Origin of the sequence: Allomuricauda sp. NFXS6 (genome assembly GCF_040148835.1) — a bacterium.
Classification (GTDB): domain Bacteria; phylum Bacteroidota; class Bacteroidia; order Flavobacteriales; family Flavobacteriaceae; genus Flagellimonas.
On record NZ_JAGEMG010000004.1, the window covers coordinates 1 to 24513 of the forward strand.

Sequence of the window (24513 nt, forward strand, 5' to 3'; positions counted from 1 at the left end):
CCGTTGTCGAACTCCTTTAAAATCTTTGCGATCTGTGTTGGTGAAAATTTGCTCTTCCTCATAATGCTGTTTAAAATTAAGATTATTATTCTACTTTTAAACAGTTCGGTTTTAAGGGGAGCTTACATTACAGTTGTGATTATATGGCAGGATGAATCCTGAACAGCCCTTATAAAAGAATCATGTATCGGTGTAACCTTAGACCAATCTTGAAACCTTCCACCAGATTTTCTATGTATATCAAGGCATCCTCCAGCACCTTTCCATTCTGGAGTAATAGTGTCTATGATTATCACTTCCATAGATGCATTTTCACATATCTTAATTGCATTAATATAATCCTGAGGACCATATTGTCCTTTGAGGGAAAATACATTGAACCGCCCTAAGTGAGCATATATATTTGAGCTTTCATTTTCAGTATCTATAACTGCTATTTTTGACCAATCAGAGGTAATTCCAAAAGCCATTAAAAGAGCACTATAGGTTTTTCCAAAACCAGAGGCACCACTGAGTCCAATTCTTAGTTTAATTCCATTTTTTGTTGCTTTCTTCAACTTCATATCTAAAATTGTTATGGTTTCTAATAAATTTTCATATGACATCTAATAAAAAAGGAGAGCCATTAATTGACCCTCCTTTATTTTTGATTGTTTAGAATTTTCACATCACATCACTGGTATTAACAAGATGCTCTTTTTCAACCAATACCGCCTCATTCGCATACTCATAGCGATAGTCAAGTTGGATGGTTTCTCCTGTTTCCTCAATGGTATAGGAATAGGGTTCCGTTTCAACCTTAACTACCGAACCCTCCAAGGTAGAGCCAATAAGTTCATCGCATGTTTGCGCATCTAAGGTACAGGGCACCGATGCTTTCTTGGAAGTCAAATAAAATTTACCTGTTTCCTTGCTTACTACAGGCATTACACCTCCTTGTACTATGAGTACATTAAATTGCTCTCCCAAATCATTTTGACGGGATTCAAAATCAATTACTTTAACCATTTCTTTCTTTTTTTGGTTTATACTTTAGGTAGGGGACCTTCCCCAAATGAAAAAAAGGGCGGGGGTGATTGTGGGTTAGCAACAAAAAGCAGTTTCAGAAAAATTTTGAAAAAAATTTTCGAAAGAGCTAGGTTGTTAATCAAATAGCTCCATAAAATTATCTCGAAGTGGTCGATTGTAACATTCTCCTATGTGAAGGAAGCTTTCTGTTTTCCTCCAAATAAAAATTCTTAATATTTCTTCACGAGTATGAGAATCATAAAAAATGAAACCTTCGCCTTTTGGATAGCACTTACAGTGAAATGGTTTAGAATGTAATTGATTAACCCCAATGGCTTTAAGTTCCTTAAACCTAATCCTAAGTTTCTCTTGCAATTCATGCCTATAATCATAAGAATAGGACACTTCGACATCCAAACCATCCAAATAACAATGGTTTAATGTTTCAATGGATTTTTTAATTAACTGCCTGTTGTTTTCGTAATTCAAAGACTTTTATTTTTTGTAGAAATAACCTTCCTTAATCCCATCCCACATTATAATACCTCCATCTTCATCTCGCTTTTCTCCACCAACACGAAATAACTTCACATATTCCATAAAACCAGAAATAGTATTTCCAGTTGGTTCGGCATCAGCAGGCATCTTAAACTGGGAACGAAAGTCCACTGAAACAGCATAGATGCCTCTGCTCTCATCATCAAAGTGGGCAACGATATAGTTAGCCCCTGTAATATCAATCAATTTTTCTATTTCTCGAGCATGGTTTAATAGTTGTTCGATTCGTAATGGTGGAAAGTACAAGGAAACATATTGCTTGGCGGTTTCGACGGTTGTGTTTATAGTCATTTTGCTAGCATATTGCTTTATCAAACTGATTGCCAATTTCCGTTTCGCTTGTGCCTTAAATTTTGAACCTAAAACATCAATTAATGTTGCAACTACTATAAAACTAACGCCAAAAATTAGAAGCGCCAGAAATAAATCGCCAATATTACCTTCCATACCATTAAAAATTAAGGTTCCTCCCATTTTCTATTTCTAGTTTTGAATAGTACTCTTCTTTAATTTTTTGATAGAACATATAAATTGTATCGTCCATTGCATTGAAATAGTTTGAATAGTAGCCCAATTTTATTCGTTCCATTACCTGTTGCGCACCATCCATATTATTGGTCTCTAACTCTACCATCAATAAATAAAGGAAGGCGTTTATTGTTTTTGGGTCGATTTTTATACTCAGATTGAAATCGCTAATAGCTTCTTTAGTTTTTCCTAGGCCATGATTTGACAGTCCTTTAAGTGCATAAAGCTCACCTAAAAAAGGTAACTCGACATTTTTTCTTTGTTTGAATTTTAAAAGGTATTCAATCGTGCTCAAAGCATTTTCAAATTCATTTCTATCGAATTCATTTACGGCTTTATGATACACCTGTAACGCTATTGCCTTAGCTGTTTTCTCGTGAGAAGATTTTGAATTTGAATACTCCTTCCATTTAATTTCCGTGTTTTTAGTCAAATAAGAATCGTAAATAAACTTTCCCACCAAAAATAACAGGAGGAAAAGAACGAAATAACCAAGTGTACCCATGATGAATCGATTTAGATAAAAATAGGCATATATGCCTATAAAAAGAATTACTGAGTCCACGATTTTTAGAAAGTGGATAAATCAAGTGAAAAAGAATTTCTTATTAAATTTGGTCAAAACCTGAGAAAATTGCGTTTGCGTAAGGGGTATACTCAGGAACAACTGGCCAATGAGCTTGATGTTGAAATATCCCAAATAAGCAGAATTGAACGGGGCGTCATCAATACAACTATAATAACTGTTCAATCCATTGTGAAATGCCTCCAGATTAAACCTAATGAGCTTTTTGATTGACACTTTTTGAAGTGTATGTTATTTTTTTTTGTTTTAAAGTAGCTTAATCCTCTTTCTTAACGGACAGTCTAAAGAATTTTGTTAACCTTCCTGTGTGACGACAACTTTTGTCGCGGCACATCTATACTTTTACATTATGGATTCTATCTTTGAGAAATGGAGCAATTCATTAAATGAGTTCCTCTACTACGAGAAAAATTTACCTAATTCAAGAGAACACGTGAGGTTTGAAGAAATTACCATACGGCAACAAAAAATAGTACAATGTCTACGAACAAGACCCAGAACTTTTGATGAAATAGCTGATTATTTAGATTCCCAATCAATATTGTTGGACAAGGACCTTAGGCTCTCATTAAGAACGTTTCAAAGGGATATAAAGAATATTGGATCGATATATCAAATATTTATTGAGTATGACAAATCAACTTTAAAGTATAGCATTGTCGATCAATCGGATGCTAGAAAGCCCACACAATACATATTGGGCCACCTTGATGTGTTAATGGCATTGAGCGCCTCGGCCAGTCTTCCTGATTATATTATTCCACAAGAAAACAATCAGGCATCCTCAAAATATCTTTCTATTGTTTTGGAGGCAGTTCAGAAAAAAAAGTGTCTCTCATTTGTTCACAATAAAGATTATATCAAAAAACCTCAGAAAAGGAAACTATTCCCTTATGGTATCAAGGAGCATGACCAACGCTGGTATGTTTTTGGGCACGATATAGAAAAAAATTCTTTTAGGATTTTCAGCTTGGACCGAATAAAAAACGTTGAATTGCTCAAAGAAACTTACCCTGAAGATAAAAATGATATTCAAGACTATTTTAAACATACCTATGGTGTTGAGCCAAGTCTTAATGAGGAACCAGTGGAAATAATAATTACACTATCGAAATTTCAGGCCAACTTCTTGGAAGCAGCACCGTTACACTATAGTCAAACCATTATTAGTAAGACCAAAGAATCAACGTCTTTTGGTTTTTTGCTTGTTCCCAAGCATAATTTTATCATGAAGCTGGTTTCCTATGGAGGCAGTTTAATATCTGTCGAACCTCCTTCACTAAAAAAAGCTATATTAAAACAAACCGTTAAACTGGCAAAGAACCTTACAAAAGATTATGATTGATTTGAAAAATCACCAAGCAGAACTGAAACAATTGTATGTACCAATGCTCCAAAAAGTCAAAGAATCAGATTTTGCCAATGATAGCTGTGCTTTCTGCGCACAATGGGGCGAACACTATTTTGATTTAGAGCCCAAGCAACGTATTATGTTTGTCGGACGATCTGTAAATGGTTGGATAAACAATTCTCTGGATGCCGATATACTTTTTGGTGAGGGAAACGATAGAATTTTCAATCGAGGGGACCAAATGCGTTGGGTATATGAGCGAGAAAATGACAAAAATAAATACAATACCAAACGTTCAGCTTTTTGGAGAGTTATCAAAAAAACGACACAAGCTCATCTCCAGAAAAGAAATGAAAATTGGTTTTCGCATGTTGTTTGGAGCAATCTTTTCAAAGTATCACCGAATAACACTGGAATGAATCCAAATCCCAAATTGCGGGATTTACAAAGGGAGGATTGCATAAGTATATTCCGAAAGGAACTGGAAATTTTCAAACCTAAGACCATCATAATGTTTACAGGTGGTTGGGAGGGATTTTTCCTAAAAAACCTCATGGGCTTGGATAAACAAAACAACCTACCCGAGCCAGATAGGGTTATTCCGTGGTCCAAATATGAAACTAAACAGTACTTTGTGGATAATTTGAATATAATTGTCACCGAGCATCCTATGGGGAAAAAGGAAGAACTACATATTAATGCACTTCTAGAATTGATTGCATAGAGTACTTTAAAAAGGTGTAATATCTCTAAACTCGGTACATGGGTTATTAAATTCCAATAAACATTTTCCAGAGAAAGATTCCTTTTGATGCAGAGATATTTCTATGCAATTACGAGTAGACAGTCTTTCTTTTTTATTACCATAAATATCCCATTGTTTGATGCCATAAAACTCGGGGCGATAGAAAAGCACAATACTATCAACACAATGAAATGGCTTTTCAATATTGATATCATCAATCTCTGGTCGCTTTTCGTGATACGGCCTTAAATCAACATAATTGCTTAATACACTTGTTATAATAATGTGAACGTCTAATTCACGAGCGACTGCTTTTAGCTTTTTTAGCTCAGAACCCCTCTTTTCCTCATTGGAGATTGACTTGTTTTTTGAAAGCTCAATTGAACTACAAAGCTCTAGATAGTCTATTACAACCAATCTTATATTATGATTTTTCACCCTTTTTCTAAGGAGGTCTATCAAACTTTCAAGACAGGCGTATTCCTTTCGGGTCTCTATCCAATATGGAGATTGTTTAATCAATTTAAAGGCATTATCAATTGCCTCTGAATTTCCAAGTTCTTCAGAGAATGAATCTGATGATAGAAACCTAGTGTCCAAGGTCAAGCACCAAAGAAAATGGTCAATGGTTTCCTTGACTGATCTTTCAAAGCTAAAATGGGCTAAGGGATTTTTGTATTGTATACACACCCTTAAAATTAACTGACCTATCAAACGTTTGGCAAACATTCCTGGGCGTGCAGCAAACAATGTTGTTTTTCCCTGCTCAAATGTGCTATTATCATCTAGGGCAGGTATGCCAGATTCGATAAAGCCCCATGTTCTTAAATTATAAATACTTCCTAGCTTTTCCTCTAAATCCATATGATTATTTTATCCGATAAACATAATATTTGGAAAAGACAAGACTTGACGTCTCTATTAAATTTTTATGAAGTATTGATGGTTTATTTGTTTCTTAATCCGTAGTTTAATCACTCAGTCTTTTTTGTACTATTTTCCCATAGTGCTGTTCAGTTATCTGAATCCAATAGCTCACTGACTATTTCTAATGGAGCCTTACTGTTTTGAAAGATTATAGGTGCAAAGGTATTGCAGTCGAGCTATGGATGCAATCTTTTGGTTATATCAACAATGTAATTTGAATGCCTTAATGAAATAAGTATTTTTAATCCATATGACAAAATCATTTGAATATCCAGAGGATGAACAGTTCTTCGATGATCTATTTGAAGACTATGGTGGAGTTGAACGGAATATTCATCTTTTTGACTTTCGCCCTTCAAAAGACAAAAGGAATGAGTTCAATAAAATAAGAAACAAAGTCTTTAAAATGTTACATAAACAACACGGTGATTTGTGTCAATTAAATAATCATCCTGATTGTTCAAACAAAGGAACGGTAGTAGATCATTTTATTCCTTTGTCATCCAATAAATTGAATAAAAAACTAAGAAAACTAAAAGCTGAACCAGGTAAAAAAGTAAAAACTCAATCCTTTGGTTCCAATGATTTTGAAAACTTTGTTTTAGCCTGTAAAAGATGCAATGCAAATAAGCAAAATGGTTTCCCCGAGAAAAGTTTAATAAATAAAATTTTTTCAAAGAAAGATGTAGATGTTTAAATATTTGGGACATTCCGTGCAGGAACTATCACTTCAGGAATCTTTCTTTTAACTTCTACACAGTCTATTACTTTAAAAAACAAATGTATATTTCTTACCGTTCAATGGAACAACTACATTTAACCCTTTTATTTTTCTGGAATATGGGATATTTATAAATCCTAAATATTCTGTTTCGTTAAAAAGTGTATGTCTCTTTAAATATCCGTCATTTAGAGTATTCTTAATTTCATATTGTTCAGCTTGTAAGTTGTTAAGCTCGTTTGCTGCATTTTGTTGAGCTATATAGGCAGCTGTACCATTGTAACTAGTTGTGTATGTAGTGCTAAAATTGCTTGAGGGATACGTTGTGTAATTATAGGTGCTTTCATAAGAAGTTGAGCTTGAATAGCCTGCTGAAGCTGCTGAAACCCCTGCGCTTAAACCTAATGCGAAAGAATTCCAGTTTTGACGTCGTTTCACTTTTTTCATATACTCTTCATGACTAAGTGGTTTTGTTTGGCGTGCAAGTTCTCCATATTCATCTATATAATCTACATAAATATCCGCTGGTTTTATCTCTATACTTTGACCGGTAAGATTCTTAATGGACAAATCAACTTGGAAATATTTTCCATAGGTCTTATCCACTTCTATTTGAGCGGCTATTACTAATCCACCTGAATCTGAAGCGAACTGAACTATATCTCCATCATTGTAAAAGTATCTTTTCTTTAATAATGGTGTTTGATTCAGGAAGTCATCCAGATCCATATAGGAGTCCATAGTCTTGTTCTTATCAATAAGCACTCCATATATGTTAAATGCATTTTTATCTCCTTCCTTTTCAACCAAATGAAAGTAATTGAAACCTTTTTTGACCTTTTCAAATTCCAAAGTAAAATTCAACCTGTCTCCAAATTTCATCAAACACCCAAATTCATTGCCATTTTCCAGGGGCATATTGTAACTATTGATAAGTCGATAAGGCTTCTTAGTCGCAAAATCAATCAACTTAATATCCTTGCTAACATAAAAGCAGTTTTGTAACGGAGAAGGGCTTGTGAAGGTAAAATGTAGTAAAGTGGATTCTTCGGTTAAATCAATCTGCACCAATTTTAATGGCTCAAAATCACCAAGAGAAAATGGTCTTTCAATACTAAATGTGTTGTATTGAGAATGGCACATGGGCGAAAATGAAAAAAACAAAATAAATAGTATGAGGACTTTTCTTCCTGTCATTATTCATAATTTAGGCGGATAAGCTTAAATGTACTAACAATTTTAGCAGAATAAAAACACGCTCATAAATAGAATAAAGCAAATTACTATTGAAAGGGTAGGATAAATTAAATTGAAAATTAGATATAAATATTTCCACTAACCACAAAAAGATATTCGTCCATTAAAATTTGCTTTCATGGTAAATATTTTGAAATTCTCCTCATCTCCTCACTAATCCTCTTTTGAACAATTTTACCATAGTATTCCTGAGTAATTTTGATACTAGAGTGCCCCAACAATTCACTAACAATTTCCATTGGAACATCGTTATAAAGTAGCACAGTGGATGCAAATGTTTTTCTGGCAGTATGATGGGTAATTCGCTTATTTATACCAACTATATCAGCTATTTCTTTTAGATATGAATTTACCTTTTGATTGCTGATTCGTGGAAATACATTTGATTCTTCTGACTTATATTTTTCAATTATGTTTAATGCTTTGGGTAATAAGGGAACCGATAAATTTCTGGAAGTTTTTTTTCTATAAATTGAAATCCAGAGCTTTTTATCAAAAGAAGTCTGAATATCCATTTTTTGCAATGACATTACTTCTTGATAGGGCAACCCTGTATAACAAGAAAATATAAACAAGTCTCTTATGTATTTCAATCTTGACTGAGTGAACTTGAATTTTTCTAATTTGCTCAATTCATCACTAGTAAGAAATACTATTCCATTTTTAACCCTTTTAGGTTTATAGGAATAGAAAGGGTCTACACTGAGTATTCCCTCTTGTACTGCACGCCTTACTGGTTTTCTGAATCGTTGTATTGCTTTATTAACGGTTATCTGAACCTGACCCCTTTCTGTTTTAAGATAATGCTCAAAATCAGCTAAAAACTTCATGTTAAGCCTATCGAGAGCAATGTCTTTTGTGGAATACTTCCATTGAACAAACTCCTCAGCTTGATTATATATATATTGGAATTTATTGAAAGTGCTTTGAGTAATATCCAACCCTATTAGCCTTTTGATATGGTCTAAATAGTCTGAAAAATATTGTAAAGTACCAGGGATGGATTTACGTTCCTCATCCTTACCAATATAAAGATTATAGATGTCTTCAACATTGAAATACTCCTTCTCCAACTGAAGCTTCAAATAGGCTGCGCGAATATTGGAAATAATCACCTCGATTTGAGAATTAAGTAGTTTTTTAGTGGAGAGTTGCTTCTGAGAATCCCATTCTTTATAACTAGTAAAGTGACCCGTCGCAAACTGTTTTCGAGTTTGTCCATAGGTCATTCTACAATACAAAGGACATTTCCCCTGTTTGTTCTCTCTTGCCTTATTTATGATAAAGCGAATAGATAATTTCTTTTGATTCATACCAATTGATTTTGATTAAACAATTGGCACACAATTCGGAATTTTAAGGTTGCAACCTTTTTTAATTACTGATGCAACCTTTTTGTATACCTTTTTTCTAAGGTTATAAAGATTGATTGGGGATTCTAAAATTTTTCAAATCCTTGAAAACCCTTGTAAAACAAGAAAATCCAACACTATCAAAAGTATTGGATTTCTATATCTGCTCCCCCTCTTGGACTCGAACCAAGGACCCTCTGATTAACAGTCAGATGCTCTAACCAACTGAGCTAAGGAGGAATATTTTACCTTAAGCGGGTGCAAATATAAAAGAATCTTTTTTACACCACAAACAAAAAATTTGCTTTTCTATTTAAAAAGCCATTTATATAAATCATTTCCATTGGCAAACAGCAACAAAGCAATCAACAGAAAGAAGCCGACCATTTGGGCATACTCCAAAAATCTATCGCTTGGCTTACGGCCCGTAACCATTTCATACAACAAGAACATAACGTGTCCACCGTCCAATGCGGGAATGGGCAAAATGTTCATAAAGGCCAAAATAATGGATATAAATGCCGTTGTGGCCCAAAATGCAGGCCAGTTCCAAGTATCGGGGAACATGCCTCCAATTGCCGCAAAACCACCTACTTCTTTATAGGCCCCAGTATCTGGGTTAAATATTTTCTTCATCCCCTTAATGTAATCAGAAAGGGTCTTTACTCCCTTGTTCCAACCAGCAGGGATAGATTCTAAAAAAGAGTATTTTAAAGTCTTTTGCTCAAGGTAACCTGCTTCTTTATATTCTTCCGGGGTCATCCCCAAAGCAACTCCCAATGCAGCCTCTTCAGACACTTTTAAGGTTAAATCGACCAATTCACCATTCCGTTTTACCTTTACGGGAACCATCCCTCCTTTGTTGGCCTCCAATATTGGAATCACCTGATCTTTGTATTCCACTGGCCTACCGGCCATCTCAACCACAGCATCGCCTTTTTGGAGCCCGCTGTCCACGTTTGGCGATTTTTTTGGAACAGCACTGATTACAAATGGAACCCTATAGTAAATAAAACGCGCCTTTTCCTTATCCTCGGACAAAGTTTCTATAAAGTCAACCGGAATTCCTTTTTCGATAACCTGCCCATCTCTTTCAATGGTATAGGTTTCACCATATACCATTTCCGGAAGCACCTGTTGTAAAGCCTCTACTTTTTTACCGTCAATAGATAAAATCTTATCTCCTGTCTGGATTCCCAATTCATCACCCAAGCTCTTCTCCATAACCCAGATTCCATCCTTTAGGCTATCATTCGCTATGTACTGCTCACCATAGGTGAACACCAATCCAATAAAAATAACAACGGCCAAAATAAAGTTTACCGTAACCCCTCCGAGCATAATGATCAATCTCTGCCAAGCTGGTTTACTTCGGAACTCCCAAGGTTTTGGCTCTTGCTGCATCTGCTCCTTGTCCATGCTCTCGTCGATCATCCCGGAAATCTTCACATATCCGCCCAAGGGCAGCCAACCAATTCCGTAAACGGTTTCCCCTATTTTCTTTTTAAAGAGGGAAAACTTCACATCAAAAAAGAGATAAAACTTCTCCACCCTGGTCTTAAAAAGCTTTGCAGGGATAAAATGCCCCAACTCGTGAAGCACGATGAGAAGCGATAAGCTCAAAAAGAATTGTATGGTCTTTATAACTATAGGGGTCATCCGTCTTATTTTCTTAAAACGAACAAAAGTAACCTTTTAGGTATTGATAAAAAAACTCGGTTTTAATCCTATTTATTATTTAAGAAAGATTTAGCAACAAAACATGGCTTTCTCCTTGATGAATAGCCGTTTGGGCCGTAATTTTGTAGCTATGGGATCATTCTTTGCTAAGTATAAGTTGTTCGGAATTGTAATGTTGGCACTCTCGGCAGTTATCGTTTATCTTTTCTATAACGCCTTGCAACCCAAGAAAATGCTTCCCGTATATCAGCCTTCCATGGTCGATAAATCTTTGGTTGACAGCACCTTGCACTACACAAAGAAGTACCACAAAGTGGCCGATTTTGCCTTGGTGAACCAAAACGGGGACACCATTACACAAGAAAACTATAAGGGTAAAATATATGTGGCCGATTTCTTTTTTACCACATGCCTTACCATTTGCCCGATAATGACAAAGAATATGGGTGAAGTTCAGGAAGCCATTCAGGACGACCCCAATATTATGCTGCTCTCCCACTCGGTAACCCCACAAATCGATACCGTTGCACAACTAAAAAGATATGCACTTGAAAAAGGGGTAATCGACAGTAAATGGAATTTGGTTACCGGCGATAAAAAACAAATTTACGAGCTGGCCAGAAAATCCTATTTAGCTGTTAAAAATGATGGTGATGGAGGGCCGTTTGATATGATCCATACCGAAAACTTTATTTTGGTGGACAAGGAAAAACGCATTCGTGGCTTTTATGATGGTACCGATTGTAAAGATATCGACAAGCTTTTGGAAGACATTAAAATACTTGAAGCCAGTTACAAAGAGTAAATCCTAGCACCTTTCTCTATGAATACACCTCGTAATTTCACTTTTTTACTTATTTTTGCTCTTAATTAAATTTATTCTAAATAAGAACAGTGGCGACCGTAGCAGATTTACGATATGGACAAAAGGGCATCATCAAGGATTTTACCGAACATATCCTCCCTGTAAAATTAATGGAGTTGGGCTGTCTTCCCGGGAACAGCGTCGAACTTTTACAAATTGCGCCCCTAAACGATCCCATCTACATTAATCTCAGCGGAAGTCATTTGGCAATAAGAAGGTCCTTGGCAGTGCTCATTGAGCTGGATATTATTGATGAAACAAAGGCCAAATGAGCAAAAACATCAACGTAGCCCTCATCGGCAATCCCAATACCGGAAAAACCTCAGTTTTTAATCAACTTACCGGACTCAAGCAAAAAGTAGGAAACTATCCTGGTATTACTGTAGAGAAAAAAGAAGGAATCTGTAAACTTCCTCGAGGAGTTAAAGCACATATTCTCGACCTTCCGGGTACCTACAGCCTAAACACCACTTCTTTGGACGAAAGCCTCGTAGTGGAGCTCCTTCTCAATAAAAATGACAAGGACTATCCCGATGTCGCCGTAGTCATCAGCGATGTGGAAAACCTGAAAAGGAACCTGCTCCTCTTCACCCAGATAAAAGACCTTAAGATTCCGACCATTTTGGTCATCAATATGGCAGATAGGATGGATCGCAAGGGAATATCCCTTGACATTGATGCCATGGAAACAAAGTTGGACACCAAGATTGCTTTGGTCAGTACACGAAAAAACACAGGAATTGAACGCATAAAGGAGCTTATTGCAGACTATAAAAGCATTTCTGCCAAACCCTTATTGGACCCGACCAGAATTTCCCCTGAGTATTTTGATCGTCTTAAAAGGACCTTCCCACAGGAAGACTTGTACAAACTATGGTTGGTGATCACGCAAGACGTGAACTTTATGCCCATTGAAAAAAAGAGGATTCAGGATGCCACGGATTTTGCCACAAAGTCCAAGGACGAACTTAAAAAATTACAGCATAAGGAAACCGTACTTCGGTATCAGCTCATCAACAATATTTTAAAGGAAACCTACAAGGTCGATTTTATGGCTGCCAAAGGCCTACGTGCTTCCTTGGACAAAATTCTTACCCATAAAGTTTTTGGGTACCTCATCTTTTTTGCCATTTTATTGCTCATATTCCAAGCTATTTTCGATTGGAGCGGCTACCCAATGGATTTTATTGATGAACAATTTGCCATGGCCAGTGAATGGGTGAAAAACACCTTGCCAGCAGGTTTGTTTACGGATTTATTGGCCGAAGGTATCATCGCCGGTATTGGTGGAATTGTAATTTTTATCCCTCAGATAGCCTTTTTGTTCCTTTTCATATCCCTTTTGGAAGAATCGGGTTATATGAGCCGTGTCGTTTTTTTAATGGATCGCTTAATGCGGCCTTTTGGGTTGAGTGGTAAAAGCGTTGTTCCTTTGATTTCAGGAAATGCATGCGCCATCCCGGCCATTATGGCCACCCGTACCATTGAAAACTGGAAAGAAAGGCTCATTACCATATTGGTAACACCTTTTACCACATGTTCCGCCAGATTGCCCGTGTATTTGATTTTGATCGCCCTGGTAATTCCAGAAGGCAGCTTCTTGGGGCTTAGCTACCAAGCATTGACCTTGATGCTTTTGTACATGATTGGTTTTGGAATGGCCCTATTGTCCGCAATGGTGTTGAATAAAATCCTCAACATACAAAGTAGGTCCGTTTTTATGATGGAAATGCCCACCTACCGCCTTCCTTTGGTGAAAAATGTGGTATACACCGTAATAGAAAAAACCAAGAGTTTTGTGCTAGGTGCTGGTAAAATCATCTTGGCCATCTCCATTGTATTGTGGTTCTTGGGTTCCAATGGTTATTCCGATGATTTTCAGGATGCCGACCGTATTGTGACGGAACGTATAGAAAATAAAGGGCTAAGCGCCTACAGCCAAAATTACATTCAAAACAATATAGCATCCTATCGTGAATTCGCAAAAGCCAAAGGTATGGCACCCAAGGTTATTCAGGATTCCATTCAGGTTTTGACAGCAGAACTTTCAGAAAGAGCCATAGCACAGGAAATATCGAGCTATAAGCTGGAGCATTCCTATATTGGCCAAGCCGGAAAAGCCTTTGAACCTTTGGTAAGACCTTTGGGGTACGACTGGAAAATTGGAATAGCGGTCTTGACCTCCTTTGCCGCCCGCGAGGTATTCGTGGGAACTTTGGCAACCATTTACAGTGTGGGCAACGACGAAGAAGAAACCATTAAAAATAGGATGGCCGCTGAGCTGGACGAAGATGGCGAACCACTGTTCAACTTGGCCTCGGGTATTTCTTTGATGCTTTTTTATGCATTTGCCATGCAATGTATGAGTACGCTTGCCATTGTAAAAAGAGAGACCAATTCATGGAAATGGCCCATGATCCAATTGGGCTTTATGAGTGTTTTTGCTTATATTATAGCTTTGATAGCATACCAAATCCTAAGTTAATACAAAGATGATTCAACAAATACTGGCATACGGAACCTTGCTTGTAGCAGCAGGCTATTTGGTTTGGAAATTCTTGCTTCCCAAATCACTCTTCAACAAAGGGAACAACAATTCCAATTCCTGTGGTCAGGACAATTGTGGCTGTGGTTAATTTACTAGCTGTTTTTCTATGCTATTATTCATCAAAAATCGATAGATTGTAGGATATTTTCATTCTGATGAAAAACCTTGCGATTATTTTCTTGCTAATATTTCTTTCGATATTGGGTGGTTGCTCTTCAAGCAAAAACACCGTTTACAACAAGAATCTTTCCGAAGAAATATCCAAAAAAAACAACAAAACCATTCCGTTACTGGACAGGATAAGGCGTTTGCCCGGAATCACCCTTAGAGGCGGCACACCTTATTTTATGAAGTCGGCAAACCAAATCTCCGGAACGGCGACCGAGCCATTATATGTATTAAATGGTTTTATTTTGGGCAACTCATTTAAATCCCTTGATCAATTAGTGGATAGTGCCACCATTAAAAGTATTGATGCCCTAAGCGGTTCAGAAGCTGCTTCTTATGGTTCAAGGGCCGCTAGTGGGGTTATTAAAATAACCACACATCAATAGGCTTACAAACCCTCATTCTTTCCGAAAACTTAGAAAAACACATTTTTTTTAATTGTTCGTGTAACCTTTCTTAATTTCCTGACTATATATAGTAAACGCCAACTAAAAAACAGCATTTGGAAACACTTTCAGATGAAATGATCATGCAAAAAGTATCCGAGGGCAACTTGGATCTGCTCAAGGAACTTTTTGACCGACACCACAAACACGTGTACAATTTTCTGTACAAAATGTCGGGTGATCGTATGTTGGCCGAAGATCTTACACAGGATGTTTTTTACAAACTGATCAAGTATCGGAACTCATACAACAATGGGTCTTTCTTGTCCTGGATGTTCACCATAGCACGGAACAACCTAAAAACACATTACACAAGAAACCAAAGACCGCATGACGATATCGAAGTTCTGGCATACAAAGCAGTGGAAGAGGAAAATGACATTTCCGAAAACAATGCTCATTTACAATATGCCTTGAGCCAGTTGGACCCTTATGACCGTGAATTGGTGATATTGAACCGATACAAGGAAGTGAGGTACGAAGACCTGGCAGAAATAATGGGAAGTACCCCAGGAGCTGTAAAAACCCGAGTGTGCAGGATTTTAAAGAAGTTGAAGAATATTTACTTAGAAAGTATATAGCCATGGAAAAGAAACATGTTTTTGACCAAATACCGGATTATCTAGATGGCAGGTTGGACTCGTCGGAAAAGACCAAGTTTGAACAACACGTAGCACAATGTGCCGAATGTCAAAAGGAATTGGAAGAGATGAAAACCTTTTTCAATGTTCTTGAAGAAGATGTTCCCGTACCAACCGATAGAATAAAAGCAAAATTTGATTCAGTCCTTGAAGAAGAAAAAATGAATCAGGGAAAAGTGGTTCACATGGAATCCAAACCTTCATTTAATTGGACTGGAAATGTGCTAAAAATTGCAGCCAGCATTGCCCTTTTGGTGGCAGCTTTTCAAATGGGAAGTGTATTTCAACAAAGAAAAGTGAACCAAAATATTGCTCAATTACAGGATGAAACAAATCAGATGAAACAAACAGCCATGCTATCGCTCATGGAAAATCAATCCGCGAGCAAGCGAATCCAAGGGGTAAACTATATCGAGGAATTTGAACAACCCGATGAAGCCATCATCCAAGCACTCGCCAATAGATTGCTGTACGATGAAAACGACAACGTTCGGATGACGGCCTTCGAGGCATTGGTCAAGTTCACTTCGTCCGAAACCGTAAAAAACACTTTTATCGAAGCCTTGGAACAAGAACAAAATCCAAGTATTCAGGTGGCCATTATTCAGGCATTGGTTCAGATTCAGGAGAAAAAAGCGGCCGAACCCATGAAGAAATTATTGGAAAAAGAAGATACACAACCCTTTATAAAAGATCAAATCAGGGCAGTATTGCCAAGTATATCATAAACATCAAAAAAGCGAATATCATGAGAAAATTCACATTAATTTTAATGGCCCTTTTTGTGGGCAGTATTGCCAAAGCGCAAAGCGATTACACCAAATCCCTAAGTGGCATCCAATGGGTAAAAATAGAGTCCAAAACGGACATTGTGGTAAAAACCCATAGTGCCAACGAACTTCTGATTAAGTCCGGGCCTGAGGTAAAAACACCGGAAAAGGCCAAAGGCTTAAAATTGGTCGGCGAAGGAGGCACGGACAACACCAACATCGGTTTTTCCGTAGTACAGGACGGAAACACGCTTATTGTTCACAACCTCCGAAAAAGCAAGGGGGCCGAAATTTATTTGCCCGCTTCACAAAATGTTGCTGTAAAAAGCACATGGAACGGTGATATTGAAATCGATGGCTTTTCTGGAGAAATTGAGGCAGATGCCCAGTTAAACGGCAGTGTAAAAATATGGAACGTAAACGGACCTGTTACGGCCAATTCTTTGAATGGTCAACTCGAAGTTGTTTTCGGAAAAGTGACTCAGGACTCTCCTATTTCCCTTTACTCCACCAACGGTGCAGTAGACGTAAGCCTTCCCGGCAGCACACCGGCCAATTTGGCCCTAAGTACCCTAAATGGGAATGTGTACACGGACTTTGACGTAAAGGCCGAGGACAAAAACGGACTAAAATCAGTTTTGGGACGAGACATTAAGGCATCAATTAACGGTGGTGGTGTAAAAATTTCCATGAAATCCACCAACGGAAACATGTACCTCAGAAAAAAATAAAACTGTCATATCGAGCGCAGTCGAGATGCGTTTCAATCTTTTGATGGAGCTTGCCTTGAGCGAAGTCGAAAGGCTCAAGATGACAACACATCAATTCAATATTAAAATCAAAAATCGAACAGTCATGAAAAAATTAATCATCACAGCATTTGTGGGATTGGCAACCTTATCCTTGAGTGCTCAAAAAATTATTGAAAAAAGCTTTAACTACTCAGGGCAATCCATTGATTTGGATGTGAAATTTGCCAACAACATCGAGGTAAAAACCTGGGATAAATCCACCGTCTATTTTAAGGCAGATATCACTATTGAAGACGGAAAGTATTTGGATAAATACAAACTTGATATTGATGAAAGTTCCAGCTCCCTGAACATTGCTTCCAATGTTGAGAATGTTTTTGATGCTTTTAAGGAGGAATGGGACAAAACCAGACCCAATAAAAAGGGGTACTATTTTTCGGATGACACCTACGATTTCAATTATGTCCTATACGTTCCCAAAAACGCAACGTTCAAAGTGAGCAGCATAAACGGTGACCTAAGGGCCGAAGTTATTGAAGGGGATTTTACCGCAGATTTGATCAATGGTGACATCGACATCAAAAAATATGACGGTGACATGGACCTACGGACCATCAATGGTGAAATAGATTTGGTATTAAAGAATACGAGACTGGTTGCCGAGACCATACATGGCAATATTTACGCTGATCAAGGTATGGACCTTAACGTAAGTGACCGCTACGTTGGCCAAAAAGTAGAGGGCAGATTTGACAATGCAACCCATCGATTAAAACTCAACACGATAAACGGAAATATGTACCTGCGTCTCTAGATCAGATTGGAAACAAAAGAATAGAGCAATAGGGCCCAACCTGCGACCAAAAGCAGACCTCCAATTGGGGTAACTGGGCCTAAAAACCGTGGCTTATTGCCTTTTGCCGCACCCAAACAAAGGGCATAAATGCTAAAGGAGAACAATAAAGTTCCGAAAATAAAGCTATTCACTATCCAAGCATCCAATGGTTTGTCGAAGCTTAAATTAAAGCCCAGAACCAAAAGTACGATAGCGTGATACATTTGATATTTGACCCCTGTCTCAAAACTTTGTAACAGTTCGGGGGTCAATTTCTTTTTTAAGGCATGGGCTCCAAAAGCACCAAATATTACAGCCAATAATCCGTACAAGGCTCCCATAAGCTGGGCCATAAAAATTGTTCCCATCTTTTAACTTTTAAAGTTTAATGTTGATTTCGTAATCTGAGTGGATTTGGAATGCACACTCCTTGTATTTAGGAGGACCGAAGGTTTTCATCTTTCCTTTGGAAAAGGCCACCTTTTCTTTAGGTATACCCAACCAATTGGTGTCCAGTTGCCCATTTCCATTCTCATCATGGAAAACTGCCAGGGCATATTCCCCTTCAGGTAAATCTTCTATCACTAATTGAACAATACCTTCATGAGCTACTTCTGTCCCAGCTTTAAACACTCCATCAAAAGACAAAAAAGTGTCATCCGAATTATAGACAGCAACATTTACATGCCCCTTGTTGGATGGCACATTGTGCACATGAACCGAAATACTATTTTGTGAAAACATGGATAAAGGGGCTAAAAATAGAGCAAAAAGGAGTATTCTCATGATAATTCAGGACTATTTAGGAAATTATTTGGGTTGCTCAGTATCACCCAGTAAATTACGCTGCAAAATAGCATATAATTTTTGGGTTTCCAGACTGTCCTTAAGATTCAGGTACATTTTTAGGGAATCGTGGTGTACCACTTTAATTTTTTGTTGATACAGGTCATCCACAAAAACATAAACTTTGGTATTTGTGATGGAATCCTTGAAAACTCCTTTTTCCTTTTCCATCCAAGAAAATCCGCTCGAGCGCTCCATCTCGGGGAGTTTTTCCACCAATAACACACTGTCCAATTCCGTCAACGGTACTTTTTGATAATAGATTCCTGAAAATATTTTGAGGTTGCCCTCTTCTATTTTGTGCCAATTTTTATAATGCTCCACAAAAACAAGCACACAAAATATTACAGTCAGTACAATCAATACATTCCACAACCAATGTCTTTTTCTTTTGCTCATCTTCTTACAGCTAAGTGCTATTTGGTAAGATTTAAAGGTAGTTCAATTCTTTTTAAGGGTCAAGAACATGCAATCCTAGTATATTTGAAGTATTAAACATTGTTTATGGATTTCACAGGAAAAAATGTACTAGTTACCGGTGCCTCACGGGGCATCGGAAAAGCAACGGCCATGGCCTTCGCCAAAAAAGGGGCCAAAGTTGGCGTCAATTATAGAAGTAATGACAAAGTGGCCCAACAAACCCTGGCAGAATTGACAGGGAAAGGGCACCATCTTTTTAAAAGGGACATTTCCCAAAAGTCAGAGACACAGGCCTTGATCGATGATTTTATAAAAACCTATGGCCAACTGGACATTTTGGTGAACAATGCGGGCATTTCCATTTTTCACGAAATAGACAAAGTCGACTTTGAACATTGGACCAACGCTTGGGAAAAGACTTTTGAAACCAATCTTTTTGCCGTGGCCAATTTGTGTTATTGGGGAGCCAAGGCCATGATGAAAACAGGGGGCGGACATATTGTGAGCGTTTCCTCCCGTGGTGCTTTTCGCGGAGAGCCTACCAAACCAGCTTATGGGGCCAGCAAAGCGGCATTGAATTCCATGAGCCAATCCCTTGCCAAAAAGCTGGCCCCGCACAACATTTATGTTGGAGTTGTTGCGCCCGGGTTTACCGAAACGGAAATGGCCAAAGAGACCCTAACCCCTGCCGAGCGCGAAAACTTGCTCCGCGAATCACCCTTTAAACGAATGGCACAACCCGAAGAAGTAGCCCATGCCATATTGTTCTTGGCATCTTCCGAAGCGGCCTATTCTTCAGGAACGATTATAGATGTGAACGGAGCTTCTTATTTAAGATAGTTTATTATGAAAGCTGCTACGGTTGCACAACTCAAAAAAGAACTGAAGTTTAAATCCCAGGAAGAGACCATGCAACTTTGTTTGCGATTGGCAAGGTTCAAAAAAGAGAACAAGGAACTCCTAACCTATCTTCTTTTTGAATCCGAAAGCGAAGAAGGCTATATTGAAGCGGTAAAGGAAGAGGTCGACGCCATGTTTGACGACATCAACATCAATAGTTATTTCTATATCAAAAAAAGCGTTCGGAAAATACTGCGGACCATCAAAAAGTATATTCGCTATTCGGGAAATAAAGCCACCGAGGTGGAACTGTTGCTGTACTTCTGTGGGAAGCTAAAGTCCTTTCGTCCATCCATCAACAGAAATACTACGCTAAAAAACTTATACAACCGACAATTGGAGTACATCAACAAAAAAATCCCATTGCTTCATGAAGACTTGCAACACGATTATGGGGTTATTTTACAACAATTAAACGACTAAAAAAGCATGTTTGAAGACGATGATGAGCCTGGCAAAGGCAGACGAGATATTGAAAAGATGCCCATTTACAAAAAGGGATGGGTCATTTTTGATTTAGCAGATAAAATCGCATCGTTGGCAAATGATGAAGAGGAGTATGCAGCTCTTGAAGAAACAGAGCTAGGCCTGTTGCGTCACCATGCCGACCAATTACGTAACGATGCCATGCTTATTTGCCCTAAAATAGCAGGAGCTGAAGGAGGCGATCTTTATGCAATACGTATGGAAAATGCCACCATTATCAGAAAGGTCGCACGTGAAGTCCAAACTGGTTGTTCGGGACTGGAATTATGGGGTTTCAAGCATTCCGAGTACCTTGAGTTGTTGCGAAAAGAAATTGAGGGGTTTAGGCTTCTTTTTGCAGAATGGGTGAAAACTTTCGACCCTTGGAACTACTCGTTGGACCGATGGGGACTCTTTAATCCACCAGGAATCAATTATGATGATTTGGAACTATGATCGGAATACTTATCCAATTCAAAAAGTTTGATTAAATTGTAACTTTATTCTAACTACTCACAACCAACCTTGACATCATGCGAATACCAACAACCTCAACAAAGATATGGGTACTGCTTTCCATATTTTTTTCAACACTATTTATTTACGCACAAAATGCATCCCCCGTTACCATTGACACAAGTTTTTACAGTGGTTTCGAATGGAGGAACATTGGTCCCAACCGAGGGGGTCGATCCTTAGGAGCAGCTGGAAGCCCCTCTAGGCCCAACGAATATTATTTTGGAGCCACAGGAGGTGGTCTTTGGAAAACCGTTGATGGTGGAAACACTTGGAAGTCTGTTACCGACGGCCAAATAACAAGCTCTTCCGTGGGAGCGGTCGCAGTAGCCGAAACCAATCCAGATGTGGTATATATCGGGATGGGGGAAACACAATTGCGAGGAAGCATTACCCAAGGTGATGGTGTTTACAAAACCACAGATGGTGGAAAAACTTGGACACACCTAGGACTGGAAGAAACCCAGGCCATTTCCAGGATTCGTGTAGACCCCACCAATGAAAATATTGTTTACGTTGCCGCGCTTGGCCATCCTTATGGCGAAAACGAAGAACGTGGTGTTTTTAAATCTGTGGACGGTGGCAAAACTTGGAAAAAAGTCCTCTATGTAAGCGACAAAGCAGGTGCCGCTGATTTAATAATAGACCGAAACAATCCCAATATACTCTATGCCAGCACATGGCAAGTGTACCGTAAAGCGTGGAAAATGTGGGGCGGTGGCCCCGATAGTAAACTGTGGAAATCCACGGATGGTGGAGAAACTTGGACAGACCTTACGCAAAACCAAGGTATGCCCGAAGGTCCCATTGGTAAAATAGGCGTGACCGTCTCTCCTGTGGACTCCGACCGTGTTTGGGCCATTGTAGAGGCCAACGAAGGGGGTGTTTTTCGTTCTGATGATGCGGGTAAAACTTGGGAATTGACCAATAACGAACGTAAATTGAGACAAAGAGCATTTTACTACTCCAGAATCTATGCCGACCCCAAAGACAAAGATGTAGTGTATGGTTTAAACGTTGGTTTCTTTAAATCTACCGATGGAGGTAAAACATTTGACGAAAGAATAACTACTCCCCATAGTGACAACCACGATCTTTGGATAGATCCGAACAATCCCGACAGGATGATCAACGCTAACGACGGTGGGGGCGTGGTGAGCATTAATGGAGGTAAAACATGGACCGAGCAGGATTATCCTACATCGCAATTTTATCATGTAATGGCCACTAGTGACGTTCCTTACCATGTGGCAGGTGCCCAGCAGGACAATTCTACCTTGGCCATGCCCAGCGATGGATGGGACTTTATGCAAGCGAGAGGTCCAAGTTCCGAATGGTACTACGCCGTTGGAGGTGGCGAAAGCGGTTGGATCACCCAAAGCCCGACCAACCCCGATATTTTTTATGCAGGAAGCCAAGGCGCACTCTTAACACGTTATGACAGAAGCAACGGTCAAACCCGTGACATTCAGGTGTATCCGCGGTTTTTCTCCGGAGAACCTGCCAGTGCCCTTCCTGAGCGCTGGCAATGGACCTTCCCCATTATGTTCGCTCCCAAAGATCCCAACGTAATGTACACCTGTTCCCAACACGTTTGGAAAACCACTAACGACGGACAGACCTGGGAAAAGATAAGTCCAGACCTTACCTATGCCGACCCAGAAACCCTTGGCAAAACCGGCGGTGTCATCACTATGGACATGAACGGACCGGAGATTTATGCCACCGTGTTTGCTTTGGCACCATCCAATCACGATATCAACACCATTTGGGCCGGATCGGATGATGGAAAAATACACATTACAAGAGATGGTGGGGAAAACTGGGAAGATATTACTCCAGAAGAGCTTCCTAAATACTCCCGAGTGAGCATCATCGAAGAATCCATCCATAACCCTGGAACTTTATATATGGCCGCCAACAGATACCAAGTAGATGATAGGGCCCCGTATGTTTTTAAAACACATGATTACGGTAAAACTTGGACAAAAATCATTACCGGAATAAAAGATGGACATTTTGCCAGAGCTATCCGCGAAGACCACAAGAGAGAAGGTCTATTGTTCTTGGCTACCGAACACGGGGTTTATTTCTCCATCAATGATGGGGCTGAATGGCAATCGCTTCAATTGAACTTGCCCGACACCCCGATTCGGGACTTGGTGATCAAAGACAACGATGTAGTTTTGGGCTCTCACGGTAGAGGATTTTGGATTTTGGACGACATCCAACCTTTTCGGGAATATTCCGAAGACTTAAAAAGTCAAAAAAATGTGCTTTTTAAGCCCACAGATGCGATTAGAGGTATCTACAAAGCTAACTTTCAGTATTATTTGGAAGAGCAAGTGGATACGGTTACCTTTTCAGTTTTTGATGCTGACAATAATTTAATTGAGTCTTTTGGCGGCAACCAACCAGAATATGAAAAAGACGATAATGCATCTTGGTGGAGTCGAGGGAACAGTACCAAACCAACCACGGCAAAGGGCATCAATACCTTTACCTGGAACCTAAGATATCCTGGACCCACCACTTTTGATGGCATCATAATTTGGGGGGCATCGGCCAGCACAGGCCCAAAAGCACCTCTCGGCACTTATACAATTCAAATGAAAGTAGGTGAAGAAGTCATCAAAAGCTATCCATTTGAGATAGAAATGAATCCCAATTTGAAAGGAATCACTGCGGAAGACCTTCAAAAACAGTTTGAATTGGCTTCCAAAATAACCGACAAAGCTACCATTGCCAACGAAGCTGTGATTCAGATCAGAAGCATCCGCAAACAAATGGATAGTTTGGGCAAAGGCGTTTCCAGCAGAAAGTTCAAAAAGCTTTCAGAAGATTTTATGGGAACCCTTACAGAGATTGAGGAAGACCTTTATCAAACCAAGAACCAATCGGGACAAGACCCCTTGAACTTCCCCATTAAATTGAACAACAGATTCAATGCATTGCAACGTAGCATTGAGAATGGGGATGCAAGACCAACTGATGCCGCCTATGTGGTGTTTGATGAGCTTACGGCAGAGTTGGACAGTCATATGTCCAAACTGAACAGCACATTGGACAGAGAGCTTCCAAAAGTGAATGCTATTTTGAAAGATAATGGAATATCGACCATCGAGGCCAACTAGCCGCTCATGGTTTTTAAAAATGAGACTTATTCTAAATTAAGCCCTATTATTGATCCTGCTACGTAATATTCGTAACTTTACGTAGTTAGGATGAATAAAATAGTTATCATAGGGATATCCCTGCTGTTATTGCTTCAGAGCTCCAACGTCCATTTTAAGGATTTGGTGGAGCTTGGACAATTGGTGGAGCACTACCAATTCCACAATAAGGAATATGGTGATAACTTTATGGTTTTTGTATCCAAGCACTACGGAGAGCTCAAAGCTTCTCACAGTGAAAAACACCAAGAGGAGAAAAAAGAGCACGAAAAACTTCCATTTCAACATCATCAAGCCCCCTGCGCACAACCATTGGTCTTTGTGCTGGGGCAGGAAAACTTTATTAATTCTTATTCGGAAATTCCTTTGGCCTCCAAAGGGAATTTTCACTATCAAATGTCTTACTCCCTCATTTGGGGAGACGACCCATTCCAACCGCCCAAAAACGCATAATT

29 protein-coding genes and 1 tRNA gene are annotated in these 24513 nt (G+C 38.8%); 18 read left to right on the forward strand and 12 right to left on the reverse strand.

What is annotated here, in order from left to right:
• Positions 1–122: 122 nt before the first annotated feature.
• The 4 genes from J4E06_RS07105 to J4E06_RS07120 all read right to left on the reverse strand — a co-directional run bounded on the left by J4E06_RS07105 (position 123) and on the right by J4E06_RS07120 (position 2599).
• Positions 123–563, reverse strand: a complete 441-nt coding sequence (locus J4E06_RS07105) for an AAA family ATPase (RefSeq protein ID WP_349523345.1) — start codon at positions 561–563, stop codon at positions 123–125.
• Between the two features lie 100 nt (positions 564–663).
• A complete protein-coding gene (locus J4E06_RS07110) occupies positions 664–1008 on the reverse strand; it encodes a hypothetical protein (protein ID WP_349523346.1) in 345 nt (114 codons plus the stop codon).
• 495 nt (positions 1009–1503) lie between these two features.
• Positions 1504–2040 (reverse strand): hypothetical protein, encoded by a 537-nt coding sequence (locus J4E06_RS07115; protein WP_349523347.1) that lies wholly within the window; start codon positions 2038–2040, stop codon positions 1504–1506.
• Complete coding sequence (locus tag J4E06_RS07120) at positions 2018–2599, reverse strand: hypothetical protein (RefSeq protein ID WP_349523348.1); 582 nt, start codon at positions 2597–2599, stop codon at positions 2018–2020. Before J4E06_RS07120 ends, J4E06_RS07115 begins: the two co-directional genes overlap by 23 nt.
• Before the next feature lie 72 nt (positions 2600–2671).
• Between J4E06_RS07120 and J4E06_RS18410 the strand changes: the two genes are divergently transcribed.
• The 3 genes from J4E06_RS18410 to J4E06_RS07130 all read left to right on the forward strand — a co-directional run bounded on the left by J4E06_RS18410 (position 2672) and on the right by J4E06_RS07130 (position 4755).
• Positions 2672–2893, forward strand: a complete 222-nt coding sequence (locus J4E06_RS18410; protein ID WP_502877340.1) for a helix-turn-helix domain-containing protein — start codon at positions 2672–2674, stop codon at positions 2891–2893.
• Between the two features lie 331 nt (positions 2894–3224).
• Entirely contained in the window at positions 3225–4025 is an 801-nt protein-coding gene (locus tag J4E06_RS07125) for a helix-turn-helix transcriptional regulator (protein WP_349523349.1), read from the forward strand.
• Positions 4018–4755: a hypothetical protein gene (locus tag J4E06_RS07130; RefSeq protein WP_349523350.1), complete on the forward strand. Its 738-nt coding sequence runs from the start codon at positions 4018–4020 to the stop codon at positions 4753–4755. The genes J4E06_RS07125 and J4E06_RS07130 overlap by 8 nt, the downstream gene beginning before the upstream one ends.
• A 6-nt stretch (positions 4756–4761) precedes the next feature.
• On the opposite strand, the gene J4E06_RS07135 is transcribed toward J4E06_RS07130, so the two are convergent.
• Complete coding sequence (locus J4E06_RS07135) at positions 4762–5640, reverse strand: DnaB-like helicase C-terminal domain-containing protein (protein ID WP_349523351.1); 879 nt, start codon at positions 5638–5640, stop codon at positions 4762–4764.
• Positions 5641–5953: 313 nt separating this feature from the next.
• On the opposite strand from J4E06_RS07135, the gene J4E06_RS07140 reads away from it, so the two are divergent.
• A complete protein-coding gene (locus tag J4E06_RS07140; RefSeq protein WP_349523352.1) occupies positions 5954–6400 on the forward strand; it encodes an HNH endonuclease in 447 nt (148 codons plus the stop codon).
• Between the two features lie 72 nt (positions 6401–6472).
• On the opposite strand, the gene J4E06_RS07145 is transcribed toward J4E06_RS07140, so the two are convergent.
• The 4 genes from J4E06_RS07145 to rseP all read right to left on the reverse strand — a co-directional run bounded on the left by J4E06_RS07145 (position 6473) and on the right by rseP (position 10692).
• Entirely contained in the window at positions 6473–7621 is a 1149-nt protein-coding gene (locus tag J4E06_RS07145; RefSeq protein ID WP_349523353.1) for a hypothetical protein, read from the reverse strand.
• Between the two features lie 176 nt (positions 7622–7797).
• The gene (locus tag J4E06_RS07150) at positions 7798–8994 is read right to left on the reverse strand and encodes a site-specific integrase (protein ID WP_349523354.1); all 1197 of its coding nucleotides are present in this window, start codon (positions 8992–8994) and stop codon (positions 7798–7800) included.
• Positions 8995–9199: 205 nt separating this feature from the next.
• A tRNA-Asn gene (locus tag J4E06_RS07155) sits at positions 9200–9273 on the reverse strand.
• 69 nt (positions 9274–9342) lie between these two features.
• Positions 9343–10692 carry an RIP metalloprotease RseP gene (gene rseP / locus J4E06_RS07160; protein WP_349523355.1) on the reverse strand — a complete coding sequence of 450 codons (1350 nt, stop codon included), beginning with the start codon at positions 10690–10692 and terminating at the stop codon, positions 9343–9345.
• 151 nt (positions 10693–10843) lie between these two features.
• Between rseP and J4E06_RS07165 the strand changes: the two genes are divergently transcribed.
• From J4E06_RS07165 to J4E06_RS07205, 9 genes are all read left to right on the forward strand, one after another.
• On the forward strand, positions 10844–11518 hold the full coding sequence (locus tag J4E06_RS07165) for an SCO family protein (RefSeq protein WP_349523630.1): 675 nt from the start codon (positions 10844–10846) through the stop codon (positions 11516–11518).
• Between the two features lie 89 nt (positions 11519–11607).
• Complete coding sequence (locus tag J4E06_RS07170; protein ID WP_349523356.1) at positions 11608–11850, forward strand: FeoA family protein; 243 nt, start codon at positions 11608–11610, stop codon at positions 11848–11850.
• Positions 11847–14063, forward strand: a complete 2217-nt coding sequence (feoB, locus tag J4E06_RS07175; RefSeq protein WP_349523357.1) for a ferrous iron transport protein B — start codon at positions 11847–11849, stop codon at positions 14061–14063. The genes J4E06_RS07170 and feoB overlap by 4 nt, the downstream gene beginning before the upstream one ends.
• Positions 14064–14070: 7 nt before the next feature.
• Entirely contained in the window at positions 14071–14214 is a 144-nt protein-coding gene (locus J4E06_RS07180; RefSeq protein ID WP_349523358.1) for a hypothetical protein, read from the forward strand.
• Between the two features lie 67 nt (positions 14215–14281).
• A complete protein-coding gene (locus tag J4E06_RS07185) occupies positions 14282–14680 on the forward strand; it encodes a TonB-dependent receptor plug domain-containing protein (RefSeq protein WP_349523359.1) in 399 nt (132 codons plus the stop codon).
• Between the two features lie 116 nt (positions 14681–14796).
• Positions 14797–15321, forward strand: coding sequence for an RNA polymerase sigma factor (locus J4E06_RS07190; RefSeq protein ID WP_349523360.1), 525 nt, complete (start codon positions 14797–14799; stop codon positions 15319–15321).
• Between the two features lie 2 nt (positions 15322–15323).
• Complete coding sequence (locus J4E06_RS07195; protein WP_349523361.1) at positions 15324–16109, forward strand: HEAT repeat domain-containing protein; 786 nt, start codon at positions 15324–15326, stop codon at positions 16107–16109.
• A 20-nt stretch (positions 16110–16129) separates the two neighbouring features.
• A complete protein-coding gene (locus J4E06_RS07200; protein WP_349523362.1) occupies positions 16130–16882 on the forward strand; it encodes a DUF4097 family beta strand repeat-containing protein in 753 nt (250 codons plus the stop codon).
• A gap of 124 nt (positions 16883–17006) precedes the next feature.
• Entirely contained in the window at positions 17007–17717 is a 711-nt protein-coding gene (locus J4E06_RS07205) for a DUF4097 family beta strand repeat-containing protein (RefSeq protein ID WP_349523363.1), read from the forward strand.
• Here the strand turns inward: J4E06_RS07205 and J4E06_RS07210 are convergent.
• From J4E06_RS07210 to J4E06_RS07220, 3 genes are read right to left on the reverse strand one after another with little or no spacing between them, the layout of a single operon-like run.
• On the reverse strand, positions 17714–18106 hold the full coding sequence (locus J4E06_RS07210; protein ID WP_349523364.1) for a DUF423 domain-containing protein: 393 nt from the start codon (positions 18104–18106) through the stop codon (positions 17714–17716). The genes J4E06_RS07205 and J4E06_RS07210 overlap by 4 nt on opposite strands.
• Positions 18107–18116: 10 nt before the next feature.
• The gene (locus tag J4E06_RS07215) at positions 18117–18524 is read right to left on the reverse strand and encodes a DUF2141 domain-containing protein (protein WP_062787441.1); all 408 of its coding nucleotides are present in this window, start codon (positions 18522–18524) and stop codon (positions 18117–18119) included.
• A 24-nt stretch (positions 18525–18548) separates the two neighbouring features.
• On the reverse strand, positions 18549–18983 hold the full coding sequence (locus tag J4E06_RS07220; RefSeq protein ID WP_349523365.1) for a hypothetical protein: 435 nt from the start codon (positions 18981–18983) through the stop codon (positions 18549–18551).
• A 105-nt stretch (positions 18984–19088) separates the two neighbouring features.
• Between J4E06_RS07220 and J4E06_RS07225 the strand changes: the two genes are divergently transcribed.
• The 5 genes from J4E06_RS07225 to J4E06_RS07245 all read left to right on the forward strand — a co-directional run bounded on the left by J4E06_RS07225 (position 19089) and on the right by J4E06_RS07245 (position 24511).
• Positions 19089–19844, forward strand: coding sequence for an SDR family NAD(P)-dependent oxidoreductase (locus J4E06_RS07225; RefSeq protein ID WP_349523366.1), 756 nt, complete (start codon positions 19089–19091; stop codon positions 19842–19844).
• Positions 19845–19850: 6 nt separating this feature from the next.
• On the forward strand, positions 19851–20327 hold the full coding sequence (locus tag J4E06_RS07230; RefSeq protein ID WP_349523367.1) for a hypothetical protein: 477 nt from the start codon (positions 19851–19853) through the stop codon (positions 20325–20327).
• A gap of 6 nt (positions 20328–20333) precedes the next feature.
• Positions 20334–20825, forward strand: coding sequence for a hypothetical protein (locus J4E06_RS07235; protein ID WP_349523368.1), 492 nt, complete (start codon positions 20334–20336; stop codon positions 20823–20825).
• A 77-nt stretch (positions 20826–20902) separates the two neighbouring features.
• Entirely contained in the window at positions 20903–24019 is a 3117-nt protein-coding gene (locus tag J4E06_RS07240; protein WP_349523369.1) for a VPS10 domain-containing protein, read from the forward strand.
• A 90-nt stretch (positions 24020–24109) separates the two neighbouring features.
• Positions 24110–24511 carry a hypothetical protein gene (locus tag J4E06_RS07245; protein WP_349523370.1) on the forward strand — a complete coding sequence of 134 codons (402 nt, stop codon included), beginning with the start codon at positions 24110–24112 and terminating at the stop codon, positions 24509–24511.
• Positions 24512–24513: the final 2 nt, after the last annotated feature.